The 11,982-nt window shown below is 28.6% G+C and carries 10 protein-coding genes and 2 pseudogenes; 4 read left to right on the top strand and 8 right to left on the bottom strand.

From position 1 onward, the window contains the following. Window positions 1–352 precede the first annotated feature (352 nt). From RYK07_RS01055 to RYK07_RS01090, 8 genes and pseudogenes are all read right to left on the bottom strand, one after another. A complete protein-coding gene (locus RYK07_RS01055; protein ID WP_314851982.1) occupies window positions 353–3,568 on the bottom strand; it encodes a hypothetical protein in 3,216 nt (1,071 codons plus the stop codon). Between the two features lie 535 nt (window positions 3,569–4,103). Further along, window positions 4,104–4,733, bottom strand: coding sequence for a site-specific DNA-methyltransferase (locus RYK07_RS01060; RefSeq protein ID WP_314852014.1), 630 nt, complete (start codon window positions 4,731–4,733; stop codon window positions 4,104–4,106). Next, on the bottom strand, window positions 4,734–5,990 hold the full coding sequence (locus RYK07_RS01065) for a site-specific DNA-methyltransferase (protein WP_314851984.1): 1,257 nt from the start codon (window positions 5,988–5,990) through the stop codon (window positions 4,734–4,736). Between the two features lie 474 nt (window positions 5,991–6,464). Then, window positions 6,465–7,289 carry an abortive infection family protein gene (locus tag RYK07_RS01070; RefSeq protein WP_314851985.1) on the bottom strand — a complete coding sequence of 275 codons (825 nt, stop codon included), beginning with the start codon at window positions 7,287–7,289 and terminating at the stop codon, window positions 6,465–6,467. A 13-nt stretch (window positions 7,290–7,302) separates the two neighbouring features. After that, window positions 7,303–8,109 carry a conjugal transfer protein gene (locus RYK07_RS01075; RefSeq protein ID WP_314851986.1) on the bottom strand — a complete coding sequence of 269 codons (807 nt, stop codon included), beginning with the start codon at window positions 8,107–8,109 and terminating at the stop codon, window positions 7,303–7,305. Next, window positions 8,096–8,551, bottom strand: a complete 456-nt coding sequence (locus RYK07_RS01080; RefSeq protein WP_314851987.1) for a TFIIB-type zinc ribbon-containing protein — start codon at window positions 8,549–8,551, stop codon at window positions 8,096–8,098. Before RYK07_RS01080 ends, RYK07_RS01075 begins: the two co-directional genes overlap by 14 nt. A gap of 20 nt (window positions 8,552–8,571) precedes the next feature. Further along, window positions 8,572–8,685 (bottom strand): annotated as a pseudogene (locus RYK07_RS01085) (helix-turn-helix domain-containing protein); the annotation flags it as partial. Between the two features lie 83 nt (window positions 8,686–8,768). Further along, window positions 8,769–9,902 carry a PD-(D/E)XK nuclease family protein gene (locus RYK07_RS01090; protein ID WP_314851988.1) on the bottom strand — a complete coding sequence of 378 codons (1,134 nt, stop codon included), beginning with the start codon at window positions 9,900–9,902 and terminating at the stop codon, window positions 8,769–8,771. 182 nt (window positions 9,903–10,084) lie between these two features. Here RYK07_RS01090 and RYK07_RS01095 point away from each other — a divergent pair, with 182 nt between their 5' ends. The 4 genes and pseudogenes from RYK07_RS01095 to RYK07_RS01110 form a co-directional block, all read left to right on the top strand. After that, window positions 10,085–10,345: a hypothetical protein gene (locus RYK07_RS01095; RefSeq protein WP_314851989.1), complete on the top strand. Its 261-nt coding sequence runs from the start codon at window positions 10,085–10,087 to the stop codon at window positions 10,343–10,345. 5 nt (window positions 10,346–10,350) lie between these two features. After that, window positions 10,351–10,560, top strand: coding sequence for a CPCC family cysteine-rich protein (locus tag RYK07_RS01100; protein WP_314851990.1), 210 nt, complete (start codon window positions 10,351–10,353; stop codon window positions 10,558–10,560). Between the two features lie 135 nt (window positions 10,561–10,695). Continuing rightward, the gene (locus RYK07_RS01105; protein ID WP_314851991.1) at window positions 10,696–11,046 is read left to right on the top strand and encodes a transposase family protein; all 351 of its coding nucleotides are present in this window, start codon (window positions 10,696–10,698) and stop codon (window positions 11,044–11,046) included. Between the two features lie 18 nt (window positions 11,047–11,064). After that, a pseudogene (locus tag RYK07_RS01110) lies at window positions 11,065–11,976 on the top strand (ISL3 family transposase); the annotation flags it as partial. Window positions 11,977–11,982 lie beyond the last annotated feature (6 nt).

Genomic DNA, 11,982 nt, shown 5'->3' on the forward strand with positions numbered 1-11,982 from the left:
ATGTGCAACAGCTTATGTTGTTCGACTTCCAGATGAAAAATCGTAAGTAAAATCAATGCTTCCATATTTTTTTAGTTTAAGTTCAGGAGGATTACTGTAAATCTAATAGAATATCACTAATAATTTTTCAGATGATATTCCTACGCTTGGTAATATCCATGTATCTTGAAGCCTAGTTTTTCACATACTTGTATTTCGACATAATCTTCTATGAAATAATACATTAACTTTTTATCGTTTAATGCTGATAATGAATGTTCTATCAACTTTATACGATCATCAATGTTTTCACCGTAAGTACCGAAGATTTCACAATTTTCATTTGATATAATTTTGATTCAAATATATGCTTTTATTTTCTTTTCATCTTTATAATATTTTCAGCATATAGTTCTTTTCCTGAGTTATTATTTGGCTGATCTGTTGGCATTAATCCGTTTAATAAAAATACATCTTGCTCTTCAATTTCAATAATATCTTTAATGATAATGTCTTTAGAATTTTTTTCGATTGATAAATCCATTCTTAATGTATTTGTTTTTAAGTCTTCCAACAATACTGGTAAAAAATGAAATATCTTATGTTTTGCAAGAGATTTTTTTAAAATATTCAGATTCGTTTGATTTTTTGCCTCCATAGTATGAAGTCTATTTAATTGGGTAAAAATTCTCGGTGTACTATTTTTCTCTATACTTTTAGATCTAATAAAATCTTCACCAATAATGACTCTATACCAATATGGATTAGCCTTGTTAATCCCCGTGATAATACCAAGAGTAATTTTTTCGGCTTTTATTTCCTTCTTCCACTTTTTAAAAATATCTAATCCTTCTTTATTATCAAATAATAATCCTACAACAGGTGGATTGTCATAATCTTTGTCACTAATAACTGTGAGTCCCCTCCAGCCCGCTTTTTCCCATAAAGGAATATAAATCACATTACTACTGTAGATTTTTTCATGCGATACATTAAAAATTTCAATATCTTCTGGTTTTTCCCCATAGATAATCTCATTAAATTGATCCATCTTTTCTAAATCTTCTTGCATTTGATATTCTTTATCTATTAAACTGTTTTTTCTAGATAATTTATATTTTTTTTCATTTTCTAACCGATCTAATAAATAATAATCTTCATCAAATGCAACAAAAGTATCTAATGTACTGGAGCAATATAATGTTCTAAACATTATTTCTTCATCTTCAACAAAATTATGAAATTTTTTGAACTCACTCTCATATGGAATCATTTGCATAATAAATATTGATACAATAATAGTCAATTTTTCTAATACAAAATCTCTTTTGGAATATTCTCCTATTTCTGAAACATTTGAAATATATACGTCGATAACATTATCATTTTGCTTAATTTCTATTCCAAATTCTTGTCCATATTTCTCCTCTATATTTACTATAAATTCTGGTAGTAAGGGAAACATTTGATTGTAAATAGAAGTAGCAAATATATTTTCAAACAGTGCCAAAATAGTTGAGCCAAACTCTCTCAAATAACTATGATTCTCATAATTAACACATATGTTGCAACCCATAACCTTCGTTTTTAACTCAACCTTTTTAGAAGAGCTTTCCTCACTAAATTTATCTTGAAAGTATTTAGATTCTGGTTGTTCAAGTAATTGTTCCATATATTCATCAACAGAATCTTTTGTTCCAAAAGCTTCAACAAAATCGTCATCATAATATCCCAGATTATATTTTAAAGCAGCTGATGATATCTCTAATCCTTGCTTTTTTAGAAAATCTGGAAAACTTATATATTGTTCAATACTCCTATTTGTTAAATTTAATAATGCAATAGCCAATAATGCATCGTAATGTGTATAGCTCTCCATTTCTATTTTCTCATCAGTGTCATATGGGTACAGCTCTAATCCTATGAATTCTAATTCATTATATTTTAATGAAGGCTCAATTCTCCCTAAACGTAATTCCAAATACTTTAATGACCGCGCAGATAAAAACAAACCTGGAATTGCATTTCCATCAAAGAAATATAAATCCATTGAATCCATAAACGCTCTTATATAATAACTTCTTGCACTCCATAACAGACCAATTTCTTCAAAAGCTCGACCTAATCGTATATAAGTTTGAATTAAATCTATTTTAGAGTTTTTATGAAAAAGCTTTGTTAAAGCTCGACTATAGAATTTAATTGATTTATATACATCACTATTAAGATAATCATCTCCTCTTTTTAATAATAATTGTGAAGATACATTATTATTTGACTGCTTTCCTAGTAAATCAATAAGAAGTTCAAGTAATTCATCATACTGAGGACATTCCTTCAATATATTAAGTTCCATAACATTTTTTAATTGATATAAATCAATATCATTATTAAAATTAAAATCACTAAGAATCTCGATATATGTTTGTACTATATTATCCCATGTTTCAGGATATTGTAACCTCATCATTTGATAATCAAATTTAGCTAATTTACCTCTTTTGGGATTCTCAGTATCTTGAATGAATCTCTGAAATGAATCTACTAAAAACTGAGTATGATTTTCCATTTCATTAATTATTTTTTTACCTGTATTGTGATTAGAATTCAAAGTAATCCAAAGAGTACTTAATTTTTTTAAAATTGAATAATTTTCAGAGTGTTCTTTATATAAATTCTCAAGTTCAAGATACATTTCATAATATCTATCACGATCTTCATACCACCATATTATTGTCCAACAATAATCATAAATAGCATTTGCATAATTCTTTATGCTACCATATTTTTTAGCTAATCTGAGGTTTCTATCCAAACCATTAACCATTGTAAACTTATCAACCTCTAGCTCTCTTAAAATCTCAATATACTCTGTTGACAATTTTACTATTCTCGCAGGTTTCATTTCTGCTAGGTTTTGAAATTCTTTATCAATATCAGCTAATACTTTCTTGCGTTCTTTATCTTTTGATCCCTCATCTATCGTATCATATAAATCTTCAGACATATTAAACGATTCAATTGCTATTTTTTTATTGTCATTTTTAAATGTGTTATCTAATAACCAAGTCCTATCTAATATACGTATATCTATACCATATTTATTTCTTAATTCATCTTCTGCTTCTGCTCTCATTTTGTCAGAAACAAATTGATTGGTCATAAAAAATATTTTTTTGTATCCTCTTTCCATATTTACATTAGTTTCAATTATTTTTTTTACATCTGACTTAAATTTCGGTTTCCAATCTTTCTTTGCACTAATTGCAAAAGCCCATCTTTCACTATTTGCTGAGTCACTATATCCTACTAACCATCCCTCTGCTATTGTCTCCGAAACTGGAAAAGTCTCAGAATCTACCTTGCTGTCTCCCCCTCCTGTTGGTCCAGTTTGAGGAAGTAAATTAGGACAAATAGTAACTTCTGCTATACCCTTACAATATTTTTCAAATTCTTTTTCTCGACTCTGACTAGTTAAAGAGTCTAAAAAATAAGAGAAGAAATCTTCTGAAAATTTTCCTTTTTTAATAATTTTTGAATCTGAAAATAAATCTGGGTGTATTTTTTTATAAAAATTTTTTTCATCCATTTACATCACTTCCTACAAAATATTACTTTCTAATATATTTACATTAGATTATTAACTCAATTAAACTCAGTTACCATGAAAAATTTAAACCAAACACTTTAATTTCAGTTTTGTACTATCTTTTATATAAATTATTTTTTTCTAGTAAAGGACTTAAAATCTAGCGTTCATCGTTACTATCTGCCTCTGTCATAATTATGACATGATACTCTGATGTAAATTCTTAAGCAATGGCAACAGTTCTAGAACTCATTATTTATTTCAAGGTGATAAATTGCTAATTATATCATCTGTAAAATAAAATTTATATCTGGAACATTAGAATATTTTGAATTCTTTTAAATATGATTTTTCTCTATTAACCTTTTCTTTTCAATCTATGTTAATAGAATAATCTAATAAATAGTTAAAATTAAAATAATTAGGTAAATTAACAGAAAAGTAAGAATCTTTTTTCAAAAAATATTATCTAGCATCATCACAATCCATATCTGTTATAAAAATTTTATTATCTAAAGTCATAAATTTCACCAAATTAAAAATAAAACATTGTATTTAATTGTTTTTCCTTTTCAGAAATATTATTATCAACATCATCTATATCAGAATAATTAACATATAAATTATTTTGATCTATTAATTCTACTAACAGTTGTTTTTGCTCAAATAAACTCAAATTATTGAATTCTTCCTTATTCAGTTTCTTTGCCTCTACTCTATAAGATAGGAATGAAGATTTTTTTACTTTTTCAAGTAATTCTACCAATTCTTCAGAACTTAATGCATTTTCAACCTTATTTAAGAAATCTTGTGCATCATTTTTTAATTCACAGTAAACAAAGGAACCTCCTCCTTGCCATTCTACATCTTTAGAAATACCTCCTTGTTCACCTGCGATAACTTTCTTCAAACGTTCTACTGATATTGTCTCAATATAGTCCATTTGTTCAATACCAATATATTGACGATTCATTTTATGTGCAACAGCTTGTGTAGTACCACTTCCCATGAAAAAATCTAAGACAATATCATTTTTTTCTGATGATAATTCAATAACTCTTTGAATTAATTCCTCAGGTTTTGGAGCAGTGAATAAGTTATCATTAAACATTTCTTGATGATGTTTTGTTGCTGAAGTATTAGTGTTAGTATCTTTCCATAGTATCTAATTACAATCAAGATTCCATATTGTACCAACGGCTTTTCCTTTACCAGATTCTTTTACCTCTTCATAATATGCTTTAAGTTGAGGTTTACTCGCGCCTAACGAACCAAACTTAATTCTATTATCGGAAAGAAGCCTTAAATACTCTTCTTCAGTAGTTCTCCAACATCTACCACTTGGTGGGTAGTATTCTTCTCCAGTATTTGGATTTTTTATGGAGTATGAAAGATTTTTTCTAATATTTGGAGCATCAAATGGCTCGACTCTATATTTTCCTCTTCCATCACCATCATCAAATTTAAAATTTTCAATATCTAGTGCTAATCTAAAATCATTTTTATGAATCGTTTCTTTATTCTTTGAATATATTAATATATGGTTACTATTATAAGAAATCAAACCATCACTAGAAATTGATGTTCTAGATTCCCAAGTAATATCTGCAATAAAATTATCAATACCAAATATTTCATCAGCAATTACCTTAAGATAATGAACCCCATCATCATTCATAGATAAAAATAAAATTCCATTTTCTTTTAACAATTCTTTACTTACTAATAATCTATTTTTTAAAAATAACAACCAAGTGGACAATTTAAAGTTAGAATTATATGAAAATGTATCCGCAGGTTTACTCTTCTGAAAATAATATGGTGGATCAATAAAAATTGTTTTAATTTTTCCTGCAAATCTATTTTTTAAACTATGAAGAGCAATTAGATTATTACCTTTAATAATAAAATTATCATTCTCCTCAATACTATCAACTTCATGTTCGCCATCTTTATCGTAACGTTTAAAGTTTGTTAATACCTTATTATCTAATAAACGATTAATTTCATTTAGAGCAAGAGTTTTATTGAAAAATACTTCTTGCCTCTTAGTATCTTCCTTTGTTTGTCCACCTTCAAGAATACAATCTTTGTAAGGAAAGTTTAATACAACATCATTATTTTCTGATATATAGTCTCCATTATCAGTTCCTAATCCAATTTTAGTTTTATATGCTGTATAACTATCTGGAAGAAACTCTTTATTATTTAAAAATTGTAAAAAGACATCTTTTTTGAACACAAGAACTCCATCTTCTAGAGTAGTAAAGAAATGATTTTTCACATTCTCTTCCTTCATCAATAGATTAAGAAGTTTTGCATCATATTTTCTAGCGAGTTCTGATAATTTATTCTTATTTAATGTTTCATTAACTACAAAATCTTCAACATTCATTAATAGATTCGATAATTCAGCTTTCATATAATTCCTCCTTTTATTTTTTAAGGTTATTATATCATAAGGTTATGATAACTGTATTATGTAAATAATAAAAATATTCTTTACGCAAAAAAAACGGCTCACGCCGTCTTCCTACTCCGAAAACGTCAAGCCGTTCTTAATGTTCTCTTCTGCAATTTTTATGGTTCTATAATTTATAGGGTTGATGGAGAGAATCCACCAACCCTATTTTAGTGTATACAAAAAGAGGGGCTTCCCTTATATTGACAGCTTCCTAAGTATTTAAGAAGAAATGAAAACCCGATGACTACTATACAAGAAGTCGTGCTACAAATCAAAGATAAAAATGTAAAAAAGGAATTAAGTAATCTTACGCTGCTTAATTCCTTCACTAAAATTGTTTCATCAAGCCTATTTGACTAAGATCCGAAAGAACAATATCAAATCAGAAAAAATTATGAGAAATATATGAGGAAGGAGATGGAGAGGTAGGTGCTATTTCTTCATCCTTGCTTTATATAAATATGTATCCCATAAATACTGTACCAGAACTGCACTAGCACCTACAGATAGATTAGCATGACGCCTACTTAACGACTTGAATTTTTCAGATTTTCCATGCCCTGTCCCATATTGATTTCTCAATTCATTAACACTACTTGAAAGTCCATTTAAACTTCCTATAATTTTTTTAGTTGTATCTTCCTCTTCTTTATCATAATACAATGTATCATCCGGTATATTTAAAGCATTCATTGTCCTTTTTACTAATTGAGAAGTTTTTAATGTATTTCCTTCAAATTCTCCTAGTCTACTTAAAATAGATTTGCAACAACTTTCTATCAATTCTTTTGATTTACCTATAGCATCAGTTGGACTTTCATCACACATTTTCATCATCAAATCAATTTGATTTTTTAAGTATTCACTTGAAAATTTTTCTTTTACATCTTCAACAATTTCTCTGCATATATTTGAAGTCACTATTTCTTTTTCACGCAAGATAATACTTTTGCATTTTTTATACAATTCTGAAAATGCCATACCTCTATAGCTTTTTTGAGTACTTAATATTTCTTCTTGAAAATAAACTTCATAGTACTCTAAAAGATCCGACAAAAGCTTTACTATTTTTTCATTTGATCCTTCATCCATAAAAGCATTTAGGGACTTCCCTTTAGAAAGACAATATTTTTCACACAATCGTACTCCAATACTTTCAAAAGTAAATTTATCAAAAGATGACGTTGAAAAATCAAGTACATATCCTCCTCTGATGAGTAATTCATTAAAATAAGATTTTTCAATATTATTAATCATAATACCGCCTTATTTATATGTTAATACCTATGGTATTAGCTAACATTTTTATACCTTGAGCTAAATCTGGCAACATTGCAACAGTTGTAGCTAAAAAATGCATATTCTTCAATATAGGTTTCAGTTCCAATCTTTTTCCATCAGGTTTAATTGATTCAGCTTTTATAATTTCTAAATTTTCTGTCAAATTCTCTTTTAACTCTTGATATTCAATCTTCGATACTTCTTCCTCTATTTTCGATATATTATCTACTACTTCTTGTGTCGCCCAATTATTTACTTGACTTGCTGAAATAGAAGAATTCTTTTCTGCAATATTCACCTGAACCCCAGAACTGTTAACATTGATATTATACAATACATTGCTTTCGTCATATCCCATATCTGTTGCAATATCTTTCATATACTCTCCTAACTCAGAAACAAATGGATAAACTAATCGATTCCCAAATGCCTTTGCCATATCTTGATATTTATTTCCACCAGCATAGTACCATCCAAAATTATAAGTTGGATAATTATTTTCTTTTATAATTATAAACGCTTTATATAACAAAAAGGCTCTTTTTTTACTATCACTTCCTAAATCTAATGTCATACGCCCATAAGAGCCATTGATTTCAGTCATATTACTTTCTAAATTACCTACATCATACTCTATACTATCAATATAATTTTTCAATAACTCAGTATTATTAATATACGCAATTAGCTCGTCAAGAAAGCCATTTTGTTCTAAATAATATGCATTTATTACATCAGATGAAATTTTTCTTAGCTTTCTACTTATTTTTTTTAATTCGTTTTTACTTATCTTCATCAATATATAACTCCCCACAAAACGGACAATAACATCCACTAAACTCTTGTTGCAGCGAAACTTTAGCATCTTTATTACAGCATTTAAAATATTTTACAGTTAAATCCGAAAACTTTCTTCCAATAGGCAATTCTGCTTCTTTTTTTAATTTTTTCCCCTCTTTAACTTTCATAAACTCATTATTTTTAAAAGTTTTCTCTAAATCCTTTGAAAAGCCATTCAATAGATCCTTAACGGAATTTTCTATAATCCTGTTTGCTAATTCTTCTATATCATCATCAATATAACTTTCATGAATCAAGCCACACTGAGGACACCATAATTCAATTAAATCTTCATTTTCATAATCATCAATAGAAATCATAAACTTTTCACCACATGGTGGGCATTTCATTTGAATGAATCCATCCTCATCTCCAGGTATTGTAATATCATATTTCATTTTCGATATAAAACTCCTCCCTAATCTATACATTCCATAATTTCAGATATATCACAATTAAACTCCTCGCATATTTTTAATAACACTTCTGTCGTTATATTTTCATCTTTCTTTAATTTATAAAATGTACTTCTACACTAATTACATTAATTATAATACTGTATATAGCTATTTTCAATACATCGCCTACAATATATAGTGTATTTTAAGAGAATAACTATTTTTTATGCAAAAACGTCAAGCCGTCCTTAATCTTCTCTTCCGCAATTCTCATTTGCTTCATCAACTCATCAATAATGGCATCATAGCTAAAGTCCTCTATTTTCCAGTATTGGTAACAATGGCAATATTTAGCTGCAACATTCCCATACTTACAATAGTTGTTTCTCATTTTAGAAGTGCGATTTTGTTTGATAATTTCTTCTGAAAAATTTCTCTTGAAATAATCGCAATCGTATAGTTTTTCAATCACTGTTTTCTCATGATAATTGCCTTCTTGCGAAGCTCCTCCATAAATTCTGAATTGGTCTCCTTCTATCTGTACACCAATCATGCCAATTTTTTTTGTTGGATCTCCATCGATTCTTTGAGAAAAAACGATACTGAGAGTTGGTTTCTTATGATTGAAGCTAAGTCCGCAAACTGGTTTTACCCAATCTTTGTAAGCTTCAAAATTGAGTCGTTTATTAATTTCTTCCATGAATTCTGATCCTTTAAGTTTTACATAAATATCAGAATAGCGGATTTTTTCTAAGTCTTTGTCTCCAATAATGTATTTTCCTTTATTTTGCTCTATTTTACTTTGGAATAAGTCATAGAGTACTTCGATATCCTCAGCATATTGTCTGATATAGTCTGCAAAATCCATTGTTGCATGTAGTTCTTGGATATTCATGATTCGTTTAGCAATTTCTTGGTAACTTAAGAATGACCATTTTCCTAGCTCTTGGATATCTAATGAGGCGTATAATCCTGTTAGAATTCCTGTAATCGTTAAGTCTTGTTTTCCTAATTCTTCTTCATATCTCATCAATTGTTCTTTTGTTGGAATAGATTTGATTTTGTTTTCAATAATCAGTACTTCTGTTTCATTGGCTTTGTTTTTAAAAGTAATCGTTAAATCCACATGTTTCTTTTCTCTTTCGACTGATATGAAGGTACATCCATTTTGATAAAAATCAGGGATAAATACTTCGATAAATGGATGTTTTCCTTCAACTTCTTGTTCTAATAACCATGCCCAAAAATTAGAGTGAGATAATTCCTTCCCACTTAATGAGATGGCAAATAATGGGGAACGGTTTAGTCGTTGTAATTGTTCTTCTATGATGCTTGTTGTTTTCTTTTTCATGTCATTTTCCTTTAACTTTTGTTAATACCTTAACGTTAACATAGTCGATGTTCGATTTCAATGAATGATGCAAAAAGACACTTACTTCTCAGTAGATGCCTCTATGATTTGTTATTTTTGCGCTTTGTGGAAAATACCATGGTGTAGTTAAAATTTTTATTTTTCAATTGTAACTATAGCTAATGTTTTACAATGCTTTATTTAGATATTTACGATATAATAAGCCTGAAAATACGTATGAAGGCAGTGTTAATATGCATATAGAAGAATTTGATACTGTTCTTTTAAAAGATGGACAAACAGCAGCAATTGTAGATAAGTTAAGTGAAGATACGTTTATAGCTGATATTGGAGACTCTCCTGAAAATTGGGATACGATTACTATTACAATCGATGAAATTGAAAAAGTAATTTATAGAAGTCCAAAATCTATTGATGGGTGATAAAGATGAGTAAGAATGAAAAACAGGAATTAATATTCATTGACGGTTGGGAGCACGTTCATTGCCCTGTTTGTGGCAATCTAGTAGAAACTTACGATATATGCGATACCTGCCATTGGCAAAATACTGGAAGATTTAATATTGACGGAGGACCAAATAAAATGACTCTAGCCGAAGCTAAAGAAGCATTTGAAAAAGGATTCCCCATAACATAAACAAGCCCCTAGTTCATTCGGTTGTACGACAAATCCTGTTGGTGAGAAATCACCGATAGGATTTTTTACATGCAAAAAAAAGAAATCCGAGTTATGATTAAGTCGACCAAAACAAATCAAAGGAGGATTTCTCTCATGGACTATTGTATACGAAAATTACTAGGATTAACAGAAGAAAATTTTATTACGGATGAAAATTGGTTAGAAATCGTAACAGAAAACAATGAAACAGTTCATAAAATTAATGGAACTTGGACAAATACTTGTACTTCTTGTCTATATTGTTCTAGCGAAAATGTGATTAAACATTCTCCTATGGAACATAAAATTAGAATTCCACACCTATTTGGACATAAGACTATTTTAGACCTTAAAGTACAACGATTCATCTGTAAAGCTTGTCATAAAACATGGGTGGTAGATTGCCCTCTTGTTCCTAAAAATAGTAATATTTCTTATGATTTAGAGTGTCAAATTATGTTGTAATTAAAAGAAAACTTCTCTAGAAAAACAATCACTAAACTTCTTTCAATTTCTGATAAGACTGTTGAAAGAGTGATGAAGAAGTTTAAAATAAAAACAATGGATCAGTATCACTATTTACCTAAAGTGCTTTGTTTAGATGAATTTAGAGGCGTTAAAACACAACAAGGGAAAATGAATTTCATTTGTTTAGATGGAGAAAATCGCCAATTAATTGATATTTTACCAGGTAGAACACTTCATGAATTGATTTCTTTCTTTATGAAGTTTTCCCGTAAACAACGTTTAAAAGTGAAATATTTAGTGATGGATATGAATGCTTCTTATCAAAATCTTATTAAAACTGTATTTCCAAACGCTGTTATCGTAGTAGATCGATTCCATATCATTCAACATATGAATCGTAACTTTAATCAACTTCGAGTTGTGATTATGAAGCAATTTTCTGCTAAATCCACACAGCAGAAAACATTAAAACGTTACTGGAAAGTACTTTTAAAACCTAGTGATGAATTAGATGAAGAAAAACTAAGGTACAATTATCACTTCAAAACCTATCTTACTCAAGCTCAATTGGTAGAAAAATTATTGAATTTTGATGAAGAATTATCAGATGCATATGATTTTATTCAAGAACTTAGAAAAGCTTACAAGAAGAAAGATTATGAGGCATTTATGACATGTATAAAAGAGATTCCAAAACAATTACCTTATGAATTTAAGAAAAAGTTTGAAGTGTTTAAACGTTTTAAGAATGGGATTTATCAAGCATTTATGACGGGATATTCCAACGGAGCTATTGAAGGAACGAATAATTTAATTAAAGTGATTAAACGTGTGGCATATGGATATCGAAATTTTGAGAATATGAAATTAAGAATTAAGATTATCAAAGGGTGTTTCTTTACCCCGGTCAATAGAAAGTCATTATGATTTAAG

It is taken from the genome of uncultured Granulicatella sp. (assembly GCF_963528315.1).
Taxonomy (GTDB): domain Bacteria; phylum Bacillota; class Bacilli; order Lactobacillales; family Aerococcaceae; genus Granulicatella.

What these genes read in the sequence shown, in the direction of transcription:
- RYK07_RS01095 (WP_314851989.1), top strand. Translation starts at nt 10,085, where the DNA reads ATGTTTTACAATGCTTTATTTAGATATTTACGATATAATAAGCCTGAA.
- RYK07_RS01065 (WP_314851984.1), bottom strand. Translation starts at nt 5,990, where the DNA reads ATGAAAGCTGAATTATCGAATCTATTAATGAATGTTGAAGATTTTGTA.
- RYK07_RS01070 (WP_314851985.1), bottom strand. Translation starts at nt 7,289, where the DNA reads ATGATTAATAATATTGAAAAATCTTATTTTAATGAATTACTCATCAGA.
- RYK07_RS01075 (WP_314851986.1), bottom strand. Translation starts at nt 8,109, where the DNA reads ATGAAGATAAGTAAAAACGAATTAAAAAAAATAAGTAGAAAGCTAAGA.
- RYK07_RS01090 (WP_314851988.1), bottom strand. Translation starts at nt 9,902, where the DNA reads ATGAAAAAGAAAACAACAAGCATCATAGAAGAACAATTACAACGACTA.
- RYK07_RS01100 (WP_314851990.1), top strand. Translation starts at nt 10,351, where the DNA reads ATGAGTAAGAATGAAAAACAGGAATTAATATTCATTGACGGTTGGGAG.
- RYK07_RS01105 (WP_314851991.1), top strand. Translation starts at nt 10,696, where the DNA reads ATGGACTATTGTATACGAAAATTACTAGGATTAACAGAAGAAAATTTT.
- RYK07_RS01055 (WP_314851982.1), bottom strand. Translation starts at nt 3,568, where the DNA reads ATGGATGAAAAAAATTTTTATAAAAAAATACACCCAGATTTATTTTCA.
- RYK07_RS01080 (WP_314851987.1), bottom strand. Translation starts at nt 8,551, where the DNA reads ATGAAATATGATATTACAATACCTGGAGATGAGGATGGATTCATTCAA.